Genomic DNA, 19,093 nt, shown 5'->3' on the forward strand with positions numbered 1-19,093 from the left:
GTTTTTGTGTTTGGGGGCGGGGGGCGGGGGGGCGGGGGGCCGCCGCGGCGGGCGCCGGGCCGGGGCGCGCGGGGCGGCCCCGGGAGGGGGAGGAAGGGGCGGGACCCCGTGGCGTCAGAGCGCCAGCTTCCAGTTCGCCGGGTCGAGCAGCAGGTCCGGCGTGATCTTGATGTCGAGCTGCTTCGCGGTCGGCGGGGCGTCGAAGACCATCTCCACGCTGTCGGACTCGTTGGGGTCGAGCTGCTTCTCCCAGTCGTGGTGCAGGATGCCGTGCTTGTCGTCGTCGACCTCCTCGGCCTTCTTGCCGTCGGCCTCCGCCTCGGTCGTCATGAGGGGGTTGGTGGCCGCCTTGCTGCCGGTGTTCTTGAGGGTGACGGTGACCTTCCACGCCTTGTTGCCCTCGGTGTGGCCGCTGATGAGGGTGTTCTTGTCGACGGTGTACGGGGTCGGCTTCGAGACGGACACCTCGAGGCCGTTGTTGTACTTCGCCGCGGCACCCGCGCCGAGGTCCTTGATGTTGCTGCTGCTGCCCGACTGCTTGTCGAACTCCTTGTGCACCTCGTCGACGGCCTTGTTGACCGCCATCAGGGTGACGATGACCCCGACGACCGCGAGGATGATCGAGAGGGCGCCCAGGATCGTGCCGGTGATCGCCACGCCCTTGTTGGTGGCCTGGCCCTTCTTGGCCCGGCTCATGCCCACCAGGCCGAAGATCAGGGCCAGGATGCCCAGGGGCCCGGCCAGCCAGAAGAGGATCATCGGGATGCCGCTGAGCGCGCCGATGATGCCGAGGATCAGGGCGGCGATGCCGAGTCCGTTACGGGCCTGCTGCGGGGCGGCGTGCCCCTGCGGGGCGGGCTGGTAGTGCATCTGCTGGGACATGCGTAGGAGCCCCTTCCGGGCTGGTTGATTCGAAGACCGTTGCGGTGATGGGTCAATAACAGCAGAGGCTGTGAACCGAGTCAACATGAATCAGAGAAGAGGATTGGTTCACGCTGTGAAGGGGGAGAATCTTGACGGATGGGTATGCTGGCCGACACAGCGTCGGGGGTCACAGGAGGTCGGGGGTTCACGGAATGGGAGTCAGCCAGGTGCGGCACAACGCGTCAGCGGACCAGGGGGCGGACGGCCGCCCGACCGAGGTGACCGCCGCCGGCATCGCCCGGCTCGCCGGCGTCGGCCGGGCCGCGGTCAGCAACTGGCGGCGCCGCCACGCCGACTTCCCCAAGCCCGTCGGCGGCACCGAGACCAGCCCCGCCTTCGCCCTCAGCGACATCGAGCAATGGCTGCGCGACCAGGGCAAACTCGCCGAGGTCCCGCTGCGCGAGCGGGTCTGGCAACAGCTCGTCGGACACCCCGCGGGCGCCGCCGCCGCGCTCCGCCAGGCCGGCGCCGTCCTGCTGCTCGCCCACGACCGGCCCGCCGCCTGGAAGCAACTGCGCGGCGCCGCCGACGACACCGAGCTGACCGGCGTGCTGCCCGCGATGCTCGACTCCGTGCTCGTCGCCCGGCTCGGCCCCGGCCACCCCGTCCGCGGCCTCACCCGCGAGGCGCTCGCCCCCTCCGCCGCGCTCGTCCGCTCCACCGGCGAGCTCGCGGCCGTGGACGGCGCCCCCGAGGCGTACGCGTTCCTGCTCGGCCGCCACCTCGACGCCAACCCCCGGCAGTACACCCTCACCCCGCCGGGCCCGGCCGCGCTGATGGCCGAACTCGCCGCCGTCGCGGGCCCGTTGACCACCGTCCTCGACCCGGCCTGCGGCGCCGGCGCGCTGCTCGCCGCCGCCCGGGAGCGCACCGCCGACGAGACCGCCGGCACCCCCGTCACCCTCCACGGCCAGGAGTCCGACCCCGACCTCGCCGCGCTCACCGCGCTCCGCCTCGCCCTCGGCGCCCCCGACGCCGAGGTCCGGGTGCGCGCCGCGGACACCCTGCGCGCCGACGCCTTCCCCGAACTCGCCGCGGACGCCGTGCTGGTCCACCCGCCGTTCAACGAACGCAACTGGGGCCACGACGAACTCGCCTACGACCCCCGCTGGGAGTACGGCTTCCCGGCCCGTACCGAATCCGAACTCGCCTGGGTCCAGCACGCCCTGGCCCGGCTGCGCGAGGGCGGCACCGCCGTCGTGCTGATGCCGCCCGCCGCCGCGTCCCGCCGCTCCGGCCGCCGGATCCGCGCCGACCTGCTGCGCCGCGGCGCGCTGCGCGCGGTCATCGCGCTGCCGGCCGGCGCCGCCCCGCCCAACGGCGTCCCGCTGCACCTGTGGGTGCTGCGCAAGCCCGGCGGCGCCACCCCGCCCACCCCGCAACTCCTCGTCGTCGACACCGCGGGCCCCGCCACCGGCCCGGCCGCCGGCGCCGCCACCGGCCGTGACCGGACCGACTGGCAGACCGTCCGGGACACCGCCGTCGAGGCCTGGCAGGCCTTCGACCGCGACGGCGGCATCGAGGAACGGCCCGGCGTCCGGCGCTCGCTGGCCGCCATCGACCTCCTCGACGACGACGTCGACCTCGCCCCGGCCCGGCACCTCCCGCCGCCCGCCGCGGCCGGCGGCCCGGCCGCACTCGCCGAGGTGCACGACCGGCTGACCGAAACCCTCGTGCGGACCACCCAGCTCACCCCGCGGCCCGCCGACGCCGACGCCGGACCGGCCCGCTGGCCGCTGACCACCGTCGGCGAACTCGCCCGCTCCGGCGCCCTGGTGCTGCGCACCGGCGGCCCCGGCACCGCACCGGCCCACGGCGCGCCCCCGGTCCTCATGGACCACGACGTCATCGCCGGCGGCGCCCCCTCCGGCGCCCTGCCCGAGGCCCCCGCCTCCGGGCCCGCCGAGGAACCCGTCCTGATCCGCGAGGGCGACGTCGTCGTCCCGGTCCTCGGCGGCGGCGCCATCGCCCGGGTCGTCGACGCGGCCACCGCCGGCGCCGCCCTCGGCCGCAACCTCACCCTGCTGCGGCCCGACCCGGCCGCCCTCGACCCGTGGTTCCTCGCCGGTTTCCTGCGCGGCACCGCCAACAACCGTCAGGCCAGCAGCTACGCCTCCACCGCCACCCGGCTCGACGTACGCCGCCTCCAGCTGCCCCGGCTCCCGCTGGCCGAACAGCGCCGCTACGGCCGCCGGTTCAGCGACCTGGCCACCTTCGAAAGCACCCTGCGCCAGGCCACCCGGCTCGGCGAACAGCTGGTGCAGGGCCTCTACGACGGGCTGACGGACGGGTCGGTCACGCCGGAGTGACGGACGGCCGGTCGGGGCGCGTCGGACCGGACCGCGGTTGCTCGTCCGGCAGCGAGTGCCCCCCCGGCCGACGGACGGATCAGGCATAGCGGACGGACCGGTGGAACGGCGGGACCTGGGGCGGTCCCCGGCCCGCCCGGGGCCGCAGAATGGGGCCGGCACATCGCCCGGTCCATTCCGTACAACCCCGCACACGCGCCCGGTGTCGTATATACGCTCGCAAGGCACGTGCGGTGCTGGGCGCACCACCGCCGGCGTGCCAGGCCGCCGTGTCAGCACGGCCCCACCGGCCACGAACCGATCCGTCAGGAGCAGTGATGCACGGCCCCGTCCCGGCCCACCCCCCGCACCGTCCGCCGGCGCAGGGGACGGTCATCCTGCTCCGGGTGGTGTTCGTGGCCACCGCGGTGCTCAGCCTGGGGCTGCTGGCCTGGGTGCCGATGCTGCGGGCCGCGATCGTGCAGCGCGGGCAGCTGGGCTGGTGGCTGTTCGGCGGGGACCTGGTGGCGGTCATCGGCGCCTGTGTGCTGATCACCAGCTACGCCGAGACGGACTGGCGCACCAACGTCGGGGTGGGCCTGCTGCTGATGCAGATCGCCGCGGCCGTGGCCTACTACCTCGTCGTCGACACCCGCGTACGGCGCACCGCCGACGCCGGCCCCGCCCCCGCGGCCTGGCCGGGCGTCCCGGGCGCCCCCGGTGTCCCCGGGATGCCGCCCCTCGCGCACCCCTACGGCCCGCCGCAGCCGGCCGCACCGGCTGCCTTCCACACCCGGGAGACCCAGCCGTACCAGGGCGCCCGCCCGGCCAACCCGTACGCCATGACCGAGACCCGGCTGCCCCCGCCGCCGGCGCCCGGCCACCACCCCGCGCCCGCCTCGTACCTCCCCGCGCCCGCGCCCCAGGAGCGTCCGCAGCCGCAGCGCATCGACCGGGTACGGGCCGAACTCGACGAACTCAGCGACTACCTCCGCAAGGAGGAAGGACGGTGAACGGCCGGGTCATCGGCGACCGTTACGAACTCTCCGCGCTGCTCGGGCAGGGCGGGATGGGCCAGGTCTGGATCGGCTACGACCGCCGGCTGGACCGCCGGGTCGGCGTCAAACTGCTGCGCCCCGACCGGGTGGCCGGCACCCCCGACGGCGAGGAGATGCGGCGCCGCTTCGTCCGCGAGTGCCGGGTCACCGCACAGGTCGACCACCCCGGGCTGGTCACCGTCCACGACGCCGGCAGCGACGGCGAGGACCTCTATCTGGTCATGCAGTACGTCGAGGGCGCCGACCTCTCCGACCACCTCGCCGAGCACGACCCCTACCCCTGGCCCTGGGCGGTCTCGGTCGCCGCCCAGCTCTGCGCCGTGCTCGCCTCCGTGCACGCGGTGCCGATCGTGCACCGCGACCTCAAACCCCGTAACGTCATGATCCGCCCGGACGGTTCCCTGGTCGTCCTCGACCTCGGTATCGCCTCCGCGCTGGACACCGACACCACCCGCCTCACGCACACCGGCTCGCCGATCGGCAGCCCCGCCTACATGGCCCCCGAGCAGGCCATGGGCGGAGCCGTCGGCCCGTACACCGACCTGTACGCGCTGGGGGTGCTGCTGCACGAACTCCTCAGCGGCGAGGTCCCGTTCGCCGGCTCGACGGCCCTCGGCGTGCTCCACCGCCACCTCCACGAGGAGCCCGTCCCGGTGCGGAAGCTCCGCCCCGACGTGCCCGAGGCCCTCGAAGCCCTCGTCCTGCACCTCCTCCGCAAGGACCCCCAGGCCCGCCCCGCGGACGCGCAGGAGGTCTACCAGGCCCTGGCCCCGCTCCTGCCCACCGCCACGGTGGGCTCCCCGGCGAACCCGCCCGCACCCCTCGCCCCCATGGACCCCACCCGGCCCTTCCGCCACCCCCAGGCACCCTGGCCCCTCCGCTCCTCCCAGGCCCCGACCCCCACCGCCCTCGCCACCCCCCAGGTCCCGGCGCCGCCCCCGCCCGCCGGCCCCGCCGACCCCCGGGTGTCCGCCCTCTCCGGTACGCCGGTGCCGGGGGCCGCCGCGACCTCGGGCACGAACGGATCCGGCCCCCTCACCCCCGCAGCCGTCCCACCCCCCGGCACCTCCAGCACCCCCGGCGCCCCCCTGACCTCCCGCCCACCCGGCGCCTGGACCTCCGCCGCCACCCCCCTGGCGACCGCACCCCCGCCCCCGTCGTCTCCCCCCGCCACCGGACCGGACGTCGCGGCCGCCGTCGACGAGGTCAAGAACCTCCTCGACCAGGGCCGGATCACCCACGCCGTGGACATCCTCGGCAACATCCTCCCGGCCGCCGCCGAACGCCACGGCGCCCACTCCCCGGTCGTCCGCACCCTGCGCAAGCAGTACGCCGCGACCCTCATGGACGACGGCCAGTACCGCCGCGCACTGCCCGAACTCCGCCTGCTGGCCGAGGAGTACGCCAAGGAATCCGGCGCCGGCGCCACCCGCCAGGCCCTCCAGTTCCACTACGAGGCCGCCCAGTGCCTCGAACAGCTCGGCGAGGTCACCCAGGCCCTGGAGGAGTACCGCGCGCTGCTCCCGTACTTCGAGCACTACGCCGACGACCCCCTCCGCCCCCTGGAAATCCGGCGCTCCATCGGCCACCTGCTCCTCGCCCAGGGCGAACGCGGCGCCGCCCAGGAAGCCCTCTCCCGCCTCCTCTACGACGCCGAACGTCTCCACGGCCCCCACCACGCCTTCCCCACCGAACTCCGCCGCACCCTGTACTGGCTGAGCCAGGTCCAGGGCTAGGGACCGGCGCTACGGCTTCGGGGCCGCTGCCTCCACGTCGTCGAGGGTGCCCGACATGATCGTGCGCAGATGCGCGGTGAGGTGGTCGACCGGCCAGTCCCACCAGGCCACGGCGAGGAGGCGGGCGATGTCCTCGGGGGCGTAGCGGTGGCGGAGGACGCGGGCCGGGTTGCCGCCGACGACGGCGTAGTCGGGGACGTCGTCGACGACCACGGAGCCGGAGGCGATGACCGCGCCGTGGCCGATGCGGACGCCGGGCATCACCGTCGACCGGTAGCCGAACCACACGTCGTTGCCGACCACCGTGTCACCGCGGCCCGGCAGCCCGGTGATCAGGTCGAAGTGCGCGGCCCAGGAGCCGCCCATGATGGGGAACGGGAACGTCGACGGGCCGTCCATGCGGTGGTTGGCGCCGTTCATCAGGAACCGCACGCCCTCGCCCAGCGCGCAGAACTTCCCGATGACCAGCTTCTCCGGCCCGTAGTGGTAGAGGACGTTGCGGGTCTCGAACGCCGTCGGGTCGTCCGGGTCGTCGTAGTACGTGAAGTCGCCGACCTCGATCAGCGGCGAGGTGACCAGCGGCTTCAGCAGGACGACCCGGGGCTGGCCGGGCATCGGGTGCAGGACGGTCGGGTCGGCGGGATCACCGGCGGGCACACCGGCGGGGACAGCGGTCATGGGGCATCACTCCTCGGACGACTCCGCGCGGGGCACCTGGCGCGACTCCACGCGCGGGCCATGATCGCTCACCTCGCCGCCGGACGCCCGGGAGTTGTCAGAGCCCGGCCGGCTCGCAGGTGACCAGGTAGTCCGCGGTGTCCAGGGGCTGGTCGGTGAAGAACCTGACGACCAGATCCACCACCGCCTGGGCGCGTTCGAGGGCGACCCAGTGGTCGGCCTCGGCGATGGTCAGGAAGCGGCTGTCCTCGATGGTCGCCGCGAACGCCCGCTGCTTCTCGGGCGAGGACACCGTGTCGTGCTCACCGCAGAAGACCAGCGCGGGCACGCCGGTCAGGCCGCCCAACGGAGGCCGTTCTTCGGTGACGGAGCGGTCCAGGACCGCGAAGCCGTGCGGGATGTGGGTGAGGGCGTGCATGATCAGCCGTTTGACGTAGCGGTGCACCAGCTTGCGGTGGCGTACGAAGCGGCTCTCGTCCTGGCAGAGCCACAATTTCAGCGCCAGGTCGACGAACTCCTCCAACTCACCGGCCACCATCCGGGCCTTGGCCTGATGCCACAGGGCCACCTGGGCCTGGGTGATGTCCGCCGGTACCCCGCCGAGCAGCAGCCGTGCGATCCGGTGCGGCCGGCTCTGCGCGAAGGCGAACGCGATCGCCGAACCGAAGGAGTAGCCGAAGAGGTTGACGCGGGCCACGCCGAGGTCGTCGAGGACGTGCTCGACCGCGCGGCACATGGTTTCCAGCCCCTGGTCCGGGCGGAGCGGATCGGCTTCGCCGGAGCCCGGCAGGTCCAGGGTGATCAGGCTCGCCAGCGGCGACAGTGGCTCGTCGAGGTGCTGCCAGCCGTATTTGTCCTGCAGCGCACCGCCCAGTACCAGGACCGGTTCGGTCCGGGGAGCCGGCTGCCGCACCAGCCGGTAGGAGTAGGACAGCCCGTCCACCCTCAGGGCGTGGACCGCTTCGTTGGTCATGCGTCTCCTTCGCGTGGGTGCCACGCCGGGACCGGCGGTGGGCTCACCCGCGGCTGACGACCAGGGCGGCGTTGTGCCCGCCGAACCCCAGTGAGGTCTTCACCGCGCAGTCCAGCCGCGCCGGCCGGGCTTCCTTGGCCACCACCTCGACGGGGATGTCGGGGTCGGGCGAGGCGAGGTTCGCCGTCGGCGGCACCAGCTGGTGCTGCACCGCCAGCACGGTGAACGCGGTCTCGATGGCGCCGGCCGCGCCGAGGGTGTGGCCGGTCATGGCTTTGGTCGAGGTGACCAGGGGGTGTTCGCCGAGCACCCGGCGCAGCATGGTGCCCTCGATCAGATCGTTCAGCACGGTCGAGGTGCCGTGCGCGTTGACGTGCCCGATGTCCGCGGCGTCCGCCCCGGCATCGGCCAGCGCGGCGCGCAACGCGCGTTCGGCACCGGCGCCGTCGGGGTGCGGGGCGACCGGCGCGTACGCGTCGTTGGACGAGCCGTAGCCGGTGATCTCGGCCCTGATCCGGGCGCCCCGGGCCCGGGCGTGCTCGGGCCGCTCCAGGACCAGCAGCCCGGCGCCCTCACCCAGGACGAAGCCGTTCCGGTCGGCGTCGAACGGGCGGCAGGCCGCGGCCGGGTCGTCCCGCCGGGTGGAGAGGCCCTTCATCTTGCACATGCTCGCCACCAGCAGCCGGGAGCGGGCCGATTCGGCGCCGCCGGCGAGCGCGATGTCGCACATGCCGGCACGCAGCAGCTGACGGGCCAGGCCGATGGCGTCGGTGCCGGAGGCGCAGGTGGTGTTCACCGCGAGGCTCGGCCCGCGGGCGGCCAGGTCGCGGCAGACGCTCGCCGCCGCGTTGTTGCCGGTGGTGAGCGCGGCCAGCATGGGGGAGACCCGGCGGGGCCCCCGCTCCAGGAGGGTGGTGTGCTGCTCGTCGTAAGCGGGGAGGCCGCCGTTGGCCGTGCCGATGACCACCGCGACGCGGTCGCCGTCCCACTCGGCGGGGTCCAGCCCGGCGTCGGCCACGGCCTCCCGGGCGGTCAGCACGGCCAGTTGGGAGAAACGGTCCATCAGGCGGCGGGCGGCCACGTCCAGCGCTTCCTCGACGTCCAGGCCGTCGACGAGGTACATGAAGTCCGTGGGCAGATCGCGCAGTTCGGCGGGCCGGCGCACCCCGGACGGGGTGATGGCGTGGGTGATCTCCCGCCAGCTCGCGGCGGCCCCGGCACCGGCGGCGGTCAGCATGCCCAGACCGGTCACGGCGGCGGCGTACGGCTGCTGCGCGGAGCCGGTCGGGTACCGGCCCGGGGCCGGGTGGGGGTCCCGGCCCGGGCGGCTCACGCGGCCGCCACGTGCACGGCCGCCAGCAGCTGGCCGTAACTGTCCCGGGGCGTCAAGTCGACGTCCTCCAGGTCGACCTGGAGACCGTCCTCGATGAGCAGCCGCAGTTCCTCCAGCGCCAGCGAGTCGACCCCCAGCTTCCGCAACGGGACCTCCGGACTCATGGAGAGGGGGTCCACTCCGAATTTCGTCGTCAACAGGGTCCGCACCTGTTCCGCGATGTCCACTCCAGCCACCTTTCTCACCGGTTGGGGCCCGCCGGACTATGGGGACAACGCCCCACACGCCCGTTGAGTCACGCCACGCCCGGCGTTCGTGCGGTACGCCGCGGGGCCCGCCTACCGCCCGGAGCGGGTGGGCGGCCGGCGGGGGCCGGGGGCGGGGAGCAGAAACCGACCTCGGCGCGGATCGTTGGCCGAAGCAGTGGCCTGGGCCACGCCGACTTCATAGCATCGATCACTCAAGGTCGAGACTCCGTCGCACGATCTGCCGGGAGGCCATGTGTTCCGCCGTAGGACAGCGCTCTCCGTATCCGCCACCGCCGCTCTGCTGGCCGCGGTCCCGCTGCTCGCCGCCTGCGGGAGCGAGGCGCACCCCGGTGCCGCCGCCATCGTGGACGGGAAGCGGATCACCGTCGCCCAGCTGCAGGCGAAGGTCCGGGACGTACGGGCCGCGCAGGCGAAGTCCCCGCAGGGCGGCCAACTGATCATGAATACCGGCCGGCTCAGCCTGGCCACGCTCAACGGCATGATCTTCGACGAGGTGCTGGCGCGCGGCGCGAAGGACGCCGGGGTGACGGTCACCCGCAAGGACGTCCAGAAGTGGCGTGACAGGGCCGAGGAGCGGGCCGGTGGCGCGGAGCGGCTGAAGGCGATGTGGCTGCAGCAGGGCATCGCCCCCGACGAGGTCGACGGCACGGTCCGCAACCAGCTGCTGCTCGACGGCATCGCCGAGCACCTCGGCGCGGACCGCGGCAAGCCGCAGGGCCAGCAGAAACTGGCCGAGTCGCTGGCCCGGACGTCCCGGTCGATGGGGATCGACGTCAATCCGCGCTTCGGCAAGTGGGACGACCGGCAGGTCATCCTCGGTGAGACCAAGGACCCGTGGATCGCCGCCACCCCGGTGCGGCAGCAGGCCTGATCCGGGCGGACGGCGGCGCGGTGCACCGGTGCGGCCGCCGGCCGGGCCGGGCGGTGCCGGTGGGGTTGTCGGTGGCGTGCGTTACGTTCGATGGGTGAACGCTGACGCCTCCGCCGCCGACGCCGGCGCCGCCGCCCGCCCCGAGGGCCCCGGCACCGGACGCCTGGTCCTGCTCACCACCAGCCACCGGGTCGCCCCCGGGCTGCTGTCCTGGCCCGCGTGGCAGGTGCTGCGCGCCGCCGAGCGGGTGCTGTGCGCCGATCCGGACCATCCGCAGCTGCCGTATCTGCGCGAGGCCGGTATCGCGGTGGAGACCGCCGCCCCGACGGCCCGCGAGCTGGTCGACTACTGCGTGCCCGAGGACCGTACGGCCGTCGTGCTGACCTCGGCGGAGGGCGAGAGCGCGCTCACCGACGGGCTGGCCCGGCTGGCCGGCTCCGGCCGCGAGACCATGCCCGACCTGGAGCTGCTGCCCGGCTCCTACGACCTGCCCGGCGCCCGGCTGCTCGACCTCGTCCAGGTCATGGACCAGATCCGCGCCGAGTGCCCCTGGAGCAGCATCCGCACCCACCAGGACCTCGCCAAGTACGGCCTGGAGGAGGCGTACGAGATGGTCGAGGCCATCGAGGCCGGCGACCGGGTCGAGCTGCGCGAGGAGCTGGGGGACGTGCTCCTCCAGGTCGTCTTCCACGCCCGGATCGCGCAGGACGACCCGGAGGAGCCGTTCTCCATCGACGACGTGGCGGGCACGATCGTGGAGAAGCTGATCCACCGCCATCCGCATGTCTTCGGGGAGGCGGAGGCGGCCACCCCGGAGGACGTCAAGGCGCACTGGATGCGGACGAAGGCCGTGGAGAAGCAGCGGGAGTCGGTGACCGAGGGCGTTCCGATGGCCCAGCCGGGCCTGGCCCTGGCGGCGAAGCTGGCGTCGCGGGTGCGTACGGCGGGTCTGGAGGTGCCGCTGCCGGCCGGCCGGGGCGTCGGGTACGAGCTCCTGGCGATGGCGGTCCGCGCCGAGGCGGAGGGCACCGACCCCGAGGCGGCGCTCCGTGCGGCGGCCCGCGCCTACCGCGACGCGGTACGCGCGGCGGAGGGCGGTACCCCTTAGTACCGTGGGCACACGGCGGGTTGAGGGGGCGGGTGTGGACGCGGAGTTGGTGGCGCTGGCGGGGTCGGGGGCGACGGCGCTGGTGCAGGCCATGGCGACGGACGCCTGGGCGGACGTCCGGCTGAGGGTCTCGGAACTCTTCCGGCGGGCGGCGGCCGATACGCCCCCCGCTGCGCCGCCACAGCGGGCCGAGCCGTCGGGGACGCCGGAGTCGTCGGACGAGGTGACCGCGCGCTGGCAGGCCAGTCTGCGCAGCCTGCTGGCGCAGCATCCCGAGGCCGCCGCCGAACTCCGGGCGATCTGCGAGGAGTTGACCGAAGAGGGGGCCGACGAGGGGGCCGGCGAGGTGACCGAAGAGGAGGCCGGCACGGTGACCGACGAGTGGAGCGCCGGACCGGACGGCCACCCCGGCCCCCCGGTGCGCAACTCCGTCACCGGTGGCTACCAAGCCAGCCTGATCCAGGCGAGCACCATCAGCTCGCTGACCCTGCACACCACTCCGTACCACGGCGCGCTGCCCGACCCCGACGGCTGGCCGCGGGCCGAGGACGTCGACCCGGTCGCGCTGGGCGTGCGCCCCACACACCGGATCCCGGCCCTCCCGGCGCTGCCGCCCTATGTCCTCCGGGACCGCGACGACACCCTCATCGCGGCGATCACCCGAGCCCGGAAGGCCGGCGGGCTGGTGCTGGTGCTCGGCGAGCCGTTCGCCGGCAAGTCGCGTACCGCGCTGGAGGCGATGACCCAAGGGCTCGCCGGATTCCGGGTGTTCGCGCCCGCACGCGGTGCGGACCTGCGGGGGCTGCCCGCTCTGCTACAGGGGCGCCCGGACCGGTACGTCCTCTGGCTGGACGACCTCGACGGGCATCTCGGGGACGCCGGCGGCGGGGGCGGCGGTCTGGAGCCGCGGCTGCTGGCCCAGCTGACCGCGCTGGGCGTGACCGTGCTCGCCACGATGCGCGAGGACGCCTACGACGAGCACCGGCACACCCCGCACGGCCGGGTGCTGGACCTGGCGACCGTCGTCGAGCTGGCCCGCGAGTGGAGCCCGGCCGAGCGGGCCCGGCTGGCGCACCGAGCCAGGCAGGCCGGGGACCCGCGGCTGGTCGACGCGCTCCGTTCCAGCGGTCCGGAAGGCGCGGCCGCCTATCTGACGCTCGGCCCACTGCTCTGGGACGAATGGTGGCGGGCCCGCCGCGCCGACCGCCATCCGCGCGGCCACGCCCTGGTCCGGGCCGCCCTCGACCTGGCCCGCTGCGGGCTGCACGGCCCGTTGCCGATGGACCTGCTGGTCACGGTGCACGAGGGCTACGCGGAGGTCACCGGCATGGACCGGGAGCCGCTGGCGGACGCCCTGGCCTGGGCGACGGAGCCGCGTCACGGCCTGCTGCGGTTCCTCGTCCGCGGCACCGGCGACACCTGGCGGGTCGCGCCCTTCCTCCTGGAGGCGGCCGAGCAGCACGACACCCTGCCGCCGGTGGACGGCCACATCTGGGGCTGCGCCCTGGAAGTGGCGCGGGCGGACGACGCGTACGACTACCCGGGGGTCGCGGCCGCCGCCCGCGAGGCGTTCCGCAGGGCCGCCGACGCGGGGGACCGCACGGCGCTGCACCACCTCGGGGTGCTGGCCGAGTCATTGGGGGAGCGGGCGGAGGCCGAGGAGTGGTTCCGGCGTGCGGCGGACGACGGGCAGTCGCAGTCCGCGGGGCGGCTGGGCCGGATGCTGGCCGACCGGGGCGAGGACAAGGCCGCCGAACCGTATCTGGAGCTCGCCGCGGAGGCGGGGGACGCGGAGGCGGCGACGCTGCTGGGGAAGCTGCTGCGGGGGCGGGCGGAGCGGTGGCTGGGTGCCGGGAAGGCGGGCGGGAGCGCGGAGGCGGCGTATCTGTGGGCCGATCTGCGGCTGGCCGCGGGTGACGAGGACGAGGCCTTCGACGGCTACCGCGACGCGATCCAGGCCGGGTGTGCCGAAGTCGCGGCCAGCTACGGCAGCCTCCTCCTCCTGTGGAACCACAGCAGGGGCGCCGAGGTGTGGTTGCGGCGCGCCGCGGACGCCGGTGACAAGCGGGCGGCGCAGCGGCTGCGCGACCTCTTGGAGACGGTAACGCCCGGGGAAACCGAGGAGGAGCTCTGGGGGGATGCCGAGAAGGGGCAACCCCTCGCCGCCGCCAACTACGGCGTCTTCCTGGAGACCAGGGGCGACCCGGAGCGGGCCCGCCCCTGGTATCTCAAGGCCTACGAATCCGGTGACCCCTACGGCGCCTTCCGTCTCGCCGAGCTGCACAAGAAGGCCGACGAGCCCGGCGAGGCCCAGGCCTGGTACCGCAAGGCCGCCGCCCTGGGCCACCCCGGCGCCAAGCGGGCCCTCGGCGAGGGCCCGGGCGGGGACGGGAGCGGGGACACGGTCAGCGCGTGACCGCCAGCCGCCGCGGCCGGCTCGTGCGCCCGCGCGGCCCCGTCCGGCCGGGTGCGGCGGCGCGCCGACCGGTCCAGCACCCACACCGCCACCACGGCCGCCGCCAGCCCGGCCCCCATGACGCACACCCCGCCCCAGCCCGCGGCGGACCACACCGCCGAGGTCAGCGCCGAGCCGACCGCGCCGCCCGCGAAGTAACCGGTCATGTAGGCGGAGTTGAGGCGGTTACGGGCCTCGGGGCGGACGCCGTAGATCAGGTTCTGGTTGCTGACGTGCAGGGCGTGCGCGGCGAGGTCCAGCACGATCACCCCGGCCAGCAGCGCCGCCAGCGACCAGCCGCCGCCCGCCCCGCCCAGGGCCAGCAGCCCCCAGGAGCCGAGCAGCAGGAACGCCGCGGCCCCGGTGACGTGGTGGACCAGTCCGCGGTCCGCCAGCCGGCCGGCGGCGGAGGCGGAGAGCGAGCCGGCCGCGCCGACCAGCCCCAGCAGACCGATGGCGGACTCCTGCCAGCCGTAGGCCGGCCCCGACATCAGGAACGCCAGCGCCGTCCACAGCGCGCTGAAGCCCGCGAAGGTCAGCGCGCCCAGCACCGCCCGCCACCGCAGCACCGGCTCCTGGGCGAACAGCGCGAGGGTGGAGCGCAGCAGCGCCGGGTAGCGCAGTCCGGCCGTGGTGCGCAGGGCCGGCAGCCGGAACCGCAGCAGGACGGCCATCAGCGCCATCAGCCCCGCGTTGACCCAGTACGCGGTGCGCCAGCCGCCCAGTTCCGCGAGGGTTCCGGAGGCCGTACGGGCGAGCAGGATGCCGAGCAGCAGACCGGTCATGACCGTGCCGACGGTCCGCCCGCGCTCCTCGGGGGCGGCGAGGGTGGCCGCGTACGGCATGACGACCTGCGCCGCGACCGAGGTGAGGCCGGTCAGTGCGGTGCCGGTCAGCAGCAGGGCGGCGTTGGTCGCGCTCGCCGTCACGGTGAGGAAGACGGCGGTCGCCGCGCACAGCGTGACGGCGAGCCGGCGCCGTTCCAGCAGGTCGCCGAGCGGGACGAGCAGCAGCAGCCCGAGGCCGTAGCCGGTCTGCGCGACGGTCACCACGAGTGCCGCGGTGGCTGCCGAAAGCCGCAGGTCATGACCGATGACGTCGAGCAGCGGCTGGGCGAAGTAGTTGCCGGCGACGGACAGTCCGGTGGCGACGGACATCAGCAGCAGGGTGCCGCGGCCCAGCCGTCCCGGCCGTTGCCGCGCGGACCGGTGTGCGTCCTCGGCTGTCATACCTGACCTCCCCGTTCGGTGCCCGCGGCCACCGTGGCGGCGGGCACCACCCAGCGTCGGCCCGGCGGTATCGATGAGTCCAACACATCGTTTTCATGGAATCCATCGCGAATCACGATCGATCGCTTCGGTCGGTGGCAGGATCGACGGGCATGGAGCTCCAGCAGATGCGCTATGTCGTGGCGGTGGCCGAAACGGGCGGGTTCACCCGGGCCGCCGAGCGGTGCCATGTCGTGCAGTCGGCGCTCAGTCACCAGATCGCCCGGCTGGAGAAGGAGCTCGGCGCGCGGCTCTTCGACCGGACCAGCCGCAGCGTCCGGCTGACCGCCGCCGGCGAGGCGTTCGTGCCCGTCGCGCGGCAGGCGCTGGCGGCCGCCGAGCGGGCCCGGGCCGAGGTGGCGGCGGCGACCGGGGAGGTGCGCGGCCGGCTGGCGGTGGGCGCCATCTCGACCGTGGCGGCCGTCGATCTCGCCCGTGAACTGGGCGAGTTCCGCAGTCGCCATCCGCAGGTGCGGGTCGGTCTGCGGATGGAGATGAGCGATCCGCTCATCGAGAAGGTGCGGGAGGGGACGCTGGACGTCGCCTTCGTCGGGCTGGTGCCGGACGCCCGGCCGGCCGGCGTACGGGAGCGGGTGCTGGCCCGCGGCGAGCTGGTGGCCGTCGTGCCGCCGGGGCATGCGCTGGCGGGCCGGGAGTGGACGACTCTGGCGCGGCTGGCGCGGGAGACCTTCGTGGACTTCACGGCGGGGTCGGCGGCCCGGCGCCAGCGCGACGAGGCGTTCCGGGCGGCCGGGCTGTCGTCGGAGGTGTCCTTCGAGGTGACCACCGTGGAGTTCCTGGCGAAGCTGGTGCGGGCGGGGCTGGGCATCGGCATGGTCCCGGAGGCCATCGCCGCCGAGCTGTCCGGACTGCACATCGTGCGGGCGCGGCCGGCGCCGGAGCGTACGGAACGGGTGGTGTGGAGCGCCCTGGGGCCGTCACCGGCGGCGGTGGCCTTCCTGGCGGGGCTGGGGGTGGATCCGAGCGGCTCCTAGCGGGGGCGCCGGGCCGCTCGGCGGCCGCCCGCCGCCCGTGCGCGGGGCGTCCGCCGGGGCGGTTACGGTCAGAGGGTGCACGACACGTCCCGCCCCGCCCCTGCGGACCCGGCGCCCGCCGGTCCCGCTCCGGACCGTCCCGCCGGCTGCCCGGCACACCGGCCGGTCCCGCCCGCGCCCGAGCTGTTCACCTGGGAGTTCGCCTCCGACCCGTACCCGGCGTACGCCTGGCTGCGGGAGCACGCGCCGGTGCACCGCACGGCGCTGCCCAGCGGGGTCGAGGCATGGCTGGTGACCCGCTACCCCGAGGCGCGGCAGGCGCTGGCCGACGCCCGGCTCTCCAAGAACCCGGTGCACCACAGCGAGTCCGCGCACGGCAAGGGCAAGGTCGGCATCCCGGGCGAGCGCAGCGCCAACCTGATGACGCACCTGCTCAACATCGACCCGCCGGACCACACCCGGCTGCGCCGGCTGGTCAGCAAGGCGTTCACCCCCCGTCGCGTCGCCGAGTTCGCGCCCCGGGTGCAGGAGCTGACCGACCACCTCATCGACGGGTTCGCCGCCCGCGGCGAGGCCGACCTGATCCACGAGTTCGCCTTCCCGCTGCCCATCTACGCCATCTGTGACCTGCTGGGCGTCCCGCGCGAGGACCAGGACGACTTCCGGGACTGGGCGGGCATGATGATCCGGCACGGGGGAGGCCCCCGCGGTGGCGTCGCCCGGTCCGTGAAGAAGATGCGGGGCTATCTCGCCGACCTCATCCACCGCAAGCGGGAGGCGCTGCCCGACGGGCCGACACCGGGCGAGGACCTGATCTCGGGCCTCATCCGGGCCTCGGACCACGGTGAGCACCTCACCGAGAACGAGGCCGCCGCGATGGCGTTCATCCTGCTCTTCGCCGGTTTCGAGACCACCGTCAACCTCATCGGCAACGGCATCCACGCCCTGTTGGGCCACCCCGCCCAGCGTGAGCTGCTGCAGAAGTCGCTGGCGGCGGGCGACACCGGGCTGCTGGCCACCGGGGTCGAGGAACTCCTCCGCTTCGACGGCCCGGTGGAGTTGGCGACCTGGCGGTTCGCCACCGAGGAACTGACCCTCGGCGGGCAGCGGATCGCCGAGGGGGACCCCGTCCTGGTCGTCCTGGCCGCCGCCGACCGCGACCCGGCGCGCTTCCCCGAGCCGGACGTACTCGACCTGACCCGGCGTGACAATCAGCACCTGGGATACGGGCACGGCATCCACTACTGCCTGGGCGCCCCGCTCGCCCGGCTCGAAGGACAGACCGCGCTCGCCACGCTGCTGACCCGGCTCCCGGACATCCGGCTTGCGGTGGAACCGGCGGAATTGCGGTGGCGCGGTGGGCTCATCATGCGCGGACTCCGGTCGCTGCCCGTCGAGTTCGCGCCCGAGCGGGCCTGACCAGCGGCGGAGGCCGATGGTGACAGAGCGTCAGGACGTGACCTGCGCGTGATCTCCACTACACCGACTTGTGACTACCCGTGACCCCGGCTACCTTTCGATCCACGATCGACGGCCCCTCGAACAGATTGCCGAGGAAGGCCGGCGGTCGCGACAACTCAACCGCCGCGCGAAAGGCATCCGCATGCGTTCCGGGAACGGCCGACACCGTCGCCCCCGTCAAGCACCGGCCATCTTTGTCACGGCGGGAGTGACCGGCTCGGCACTGGCACTGCCCCTGCTCTCCGCCGGTGGCGCCCACGCCGCCGACACCGCGACCTGGGACCGCGTCGCCCAGTGCGAGAGCGGCGGCGTCTGGAGCTCGGACACCGGCAACGGCTTCTACGGCGGTCTCCAGCTCACCCAGGAGATGTGGGACCGGCACGGCGGCGGGGACTACGCCTCGCGGCCCGACCTCGCCAGCCGCGCCCAGCAGATCGCGGTGGCCGAGGCGATCCTCGACGACCTCGGGCCGGACGCCTTTCCGAGCTGTGCGGTGAACGCCGGCCTGAAGAAGGACGGCCGGGCGCCGCAGGTGAACCCGGGCGGCACCAGCGCCCCGATACCCGACCCGTCCGACGACGACGGAACCGCCGGCTCCGGCTCCTCCGGCTGGCACGACGGTACGGCCGACGACCCGGGTGGCGACGAGGGCGACGGGCCGGCCGGTGACGAGCCGTCGCGGACCACACCGTCCCCGTCCACTCCCGCCCCCTCGGACTCCGCCGGGACCGGCGAGACGTCCCCCGGCCCCGACCGGACCTCCGGTCCGTCCGACCCGTCCGGCGACGCGACGCCGGGCGACCACGGCGAGGACCCGTCGGGCAGCCACGACCCCTCCGGCACCACCGACCCCTCCGATGACGGCAACGGCAGCGGTACGGGCGATGGGGACGGCGCGGGAGACGTGGACGGCACGGGCCCCGACGGGACGCCGGGCGGTACGGCGACGGACGGCGTGCCGGGCGGCGGCTCGGGCCGGCACCGCGGCGACGCGGACCCGGGCGAGGGCGACGGCGGCGACCGGACGTCCGGCGGGCGGCACGCCTCGCGCGGTGACGACGCGCACCGGACGCTCCCGGTGGACGGTGACGGGTACACCGTGCGGCCGGGTGACAGCCTGTCAGCGATCGCCCAGGCGCACCGGCTGTCGGGTGGCTGGCCGGCGCTCTACGACCGCAACGAGGGCGTCATCGGCTCCGACGCGGACCTGATCCGCCCAGGTCAGCAGCTCGATCTCGGGCAGTCCGCAGGGTAGTTCGCCGGTTTCGACCCGCTTTGGCGAAAGTGAGACAAGCGTCTCGTTGTGAGGTGGTGGGCCCCGAAGGGTCCACCACCGTCGCACCGGCCCCCACCTGCGGCTTTATGACCCCTCCGTGATCAAAAAGGGCCAACTCGGTCCAGATGAGGGGGTTTGAACACCCAGGGGATTCCTGATTACGGTCATCACCGCTCGCCAAAGCGGGCCCCTTCGATCACACGCCGAATCCTGCCGGTGGTCGGAGGCAGTTGACGCGCAAGCGCCGTAGGCAGGAGCGGGGGAACCAAGGTAGGCGCCGGCCCGGCCCGTGAAAGCGGGTCAGCCGGCTTGGGGTGAAGCCCGGTGCCACGGCACCGGCCGGGCGACTCATCAGTCCGAACCCGACAGCTCACCTCGCAGGCGTCGGTGAGGAAACGAA

The 19,093-nt window shown here is 74.4% G+C and carries 14 protein-coding genes, 1 pseudogene and 1 riboswitch; of the genes and pseudogenes, 9 read left to right on the forward strand and 6 right to left on the reverse strand.

The window, feature by feature from the left end; translation table 11 throughout:
- Positions 1 to 114 precede the first annotated feature (114 nt).
- Positions 115 to 882, reverse strand: a complete 768-nt coding sequence (locus ACFV1J_RS33980) for a DUF4190 domain-containing protein (RefSeq protein ID WP_385864689.1) — start codon at positions 880 to 882, stop codon at positions 115 to 117.
- Positions 883 to 1,076: 194 nt separating this feature from the next.
- Between ACFV1J_RS33980 and ACFV1J_RS33985 the strand changes: the two genes are divergently transcribed.
- The 3 genes from ACFV1J_RS33985 to ACFV1J_RS33995 all read left to right on the forward strand — a co-directional run bounded on the left by ACFV1J_RS33985 (position 1,077) and on the right by ACFV1J_RS33995 (position 6,006).
- Positions 1,077 to 3,233 carry an N-6 DNA methylase gene (locus ACFV1J_RS33985; protein ID WP_385864691.1) on the forward strand — a complete coding sequence of 719 codons (2,157 nt, stop codon included), beginning with the start codon at positions 1,077 to 1,079 and terminating at the stop codon, positions 3,231 to 3,233.
- 317 nt (positions 3,234 to 3,550) lie between these two features.
- Positions 3,551 to 4,225 carry a hypothetical protein gene (locus tag ACFV1J_RS33990; RefSeq protein ID WP_385864694.1) on the forward strand — a complete coding sequence of 225 codons (675 nt, stop codon included), beginning with the start codon at positions 3,551 to 3,553 and terminating at the stop codon, positions 4,223 to 4,225.
- Positions 4,222 to 6,006: a protein kinase gene (locus ACFV1J_RS33995; RefSeq protein WP_385864697.1), complete on the forward strand. Its 1,785-nt coding sequence runs from the start codon at positions 4,222 to 4,224 to the stop codon at positions 6,004 to 6,006. Before ACFV1J_RS33990 ends, ACFV1J_RS33995 begins: the two co-directional genes overlap by 4 nt.
- A gap of 9 nt (positions 6,007 to 6,015) precedes the next feature.
- Here ACFV1J_RS33995 and ACFV1J_RS34000 read toward each other — a convergent pair whose 3' ends face one another.
- From ACFV1J_RS34000 to ACFV1J_RS34015, 4 genes are all read right to left on the reverse strand, one after another.
- Entirely contained in the window at positions 6,016 to 6,684 is a 669-nt protein-coding gene (locus tag ACFV1J_RS34000; RefSeq protein WP_385864699.1) for a CatB-related O-acetyltransferase, read from the reverse strand.
- A 97-nt stretch (positions 6,685 to 6,781) separates the two neighbouring features.
- Positions 6,782 to 7,657 carry an alpha/beta fold hydrolase gene (locus ACFV1J_RS34005; RefSeq protein ID WP_385864701.1) on the reverse strand — a complete coding sequence of 292 codons (876 nt, stop codon included), beginning with the start codon at positions 7,655 to 7,657 and terminating at the stop codon, positions 6,782 to 6,784.
- A 43-nt stretch (positions 7,658 to 7,700) separates the two neighbouring features.
- Positions 7,701 to 8,909, reverse strand: a complete 1,209-nt coding sequence (locus ACFV1J_RS34010) for a beta-ketoacyl-[acyl-carrier-protein] synthase family protein (protein WP_385864767.1) — start codon at positions 8,907 to 8,909, stop codon at positions 7,701 to 7,703.
- Positions 8,910 to 8,986: 77 nt separating this feature from the next.
- Positions 8,987 to 9,217 carry an acyl carrier protein gene (locus tag ACFV1J_RS34015; protein WP_385864703.1) on the reverse strand — a complete coding sequence of 77 codons (231 nt, stop codon included), beginning with the start codon at positions 9,215 to 9,217 and terminating at the stop codon, positions 8,987 to 8,989.
- 274 nt (positions 9,218 to 9,491) lie between these two features.
- Here ACFV1J_RS34015 and ACFV1J_RS34020 point away from each other — a divergent pair, with 274 nt between their 5' ends.
- The 3 genes and pseudogenes from ACFV1J_RS34020 to ACFV1J_RS34030 all read left to right on the forward strand — a co-directional run.
- Entirely contained in the window at positions 9,492 to 10,130 is a 639-nt protein-coding gene (locus ACFV1J_RS34020) for a SurA N-terminal domain-containing protein (RefSeq protein WP_385864705.1), read from the forward strand.
- Positions 10,131 to 10,224: 94 nt separating this feature from the next.
- On the forward strand, positions 10,225 to 11,238 hold the full coding sequence (locus ACFV1J_RS34025) for a nucleoside triphosphate pyrophosphohydrolase (protein WP_385864708.1): 1,014 nt from the start codon (positions 10,225 to 10,227) through the stop codon (positions 11,236 to 11,238).
- Between the two features lie 1,327 nt (positions 11,239 to 12,565).
- Positions 12,566 to 12,907 (forward strand): annotated as a pseudogene (locus ACFV1J_RS34030) (hypothetical protein); the annotation flags it as partial.
- 584 nt (positions 12,908 to 13,491) lie between these two features.
- On the opposite strand, the gene ACFV1J_RS34035 reads toward ACFV1J_RS34030, so the two are convergent.
- Positions 13,492 to 14,922: an MFS transporter gene (locus ACFV1J_RS34035; protein WP_385864711.1), complete on the reverse strand. Its 1,431-nt coding sequence runs from the start codon at positions 14,920 to 14,922 to the stop codon at positions 13,492 to 13,494.
- Positions 14,923 to 15,074: 152 nt separating this feature from the next.
- Here ACFV1J_RS34035 and ACFV1J_RS34040 point away from each other — a divergent pair, with 152 nt between their 5' ends.
- The 3 genes from ACFV1J_RS34040 (at position 15,075) to ACFV1J_RS34050 (ending at position 18,672) form a co-directional block, all read left to right on the forward strand.
- The gene (locus ACFV1J_RS34040) at positions 15,075 to 15,956 is read left to right on the forward strand and encodes a LysR family transcriptional regulator (RefSeq protein ID WP_385864713.1); all 882 of its coding nucleotides are present in this window, start codon (positions 15,075 to 15,077) and stop codon (positions 15,954 to 15,956) included.
- 75 nt (positions 15,957 to 16,031) lie between these two features.
- Complete coding sequence (locus ACFV1J_RS34045) at positions 16,032 to 17,375, forward strand: cytochrome P450 (protein WP_385864715.1); 1,344 nt, start codon at positions 16,032 to 16,034, stop codon at positions 17,373 to 17,375.
- 250 nt (positions 17,376 to 17,625) lie between these two features.
- Positions 17,626 to 18,672, forward strand: a complete 1,047-nt coding sequence (locus ACFV1J_RS34050; RefSeq protein WP_385864716.1) for a transglycosylase family protein — start codon at positions 17,626 to 17,628, stop codon at positions 18,670 to 18,672.
- Between the two features lie 212 nt (positions 18,673 to 18,884).
- A riboswitch (cyclic di-AMP (ydaO/yuaA leader) is annotated at positions 18,885 to 19,092 on the forward strand.
- Position 19,093 lies beyond the last annotated feature (1 nt).

Origin of the sequence: Streptomyces sp. NPDC059649 (genome assembly GCF_042734445.1) — a bacterium.
Taxonomy (GTDB): Bacteria; Actinomycetota; Actinomycetes; order Streptomycetales; family Streptomycetaceae; genus Streptomyces.

What these genes read in the sequence shown, in the direction of transcription:
- ACFV1J_RS33980 (WP_385864689.1), bottom strand. Translation starts at nt 882, where the DNA reads ATGTCCCAGCAGATGCACTACCAGCCCGCCCCGCAGGGGCACGCCGCC.
- ACFV1J_RS33985 (WP_385864691.1), top strand. Translation starts at nt 1,077, where the DNA reads ATGGGAGTCAGCCAGGTGCGGCACAACGCGTCAGCGGACCAGGGGGCG.
- ACFV1J_RS33990 (WP_385864694.1), top strand. Translation starts at nt 3,551, where the DNA reads ATGCACGGCCCCGTCCCGGCCCACCCCCCGCACCGTCCGCCGGCGCAG.
- ACFV1J_RS34000 (WP_385864699.1), bottom strand. Translation starts at nt 6,684, where the DNA reads ATGACCGCTGTCCCCGCCGGTGTGCCCGCCGGTGATCCCGCCGACCCG.
- ACFV1J_RS34005 (WP_385864701.1), bottom strand. Translation starts at nt 7,657, where the DNA reads ATGACCAACGAAGCGGTCCACGCCCTGAGGGTGGACGGGCTGTCCTAC.
- ACFV1J_RS34035 (WP_385864711.1), bottom strand. Translation starts at nt 14,922, where the DNA reads ATGACAGCCGAGGACGCACACCGGTCCGCGCGGCAACGGCCGGGACGG.
- ACFV1J_RS34040 (WP_385864713.1), top strand. Translation starts at nt 15,075, where the DNA reads ATGGAGCTCCAGCAGATGCGCTATGTCGTGGCGGTGGCCGAAACGGGC.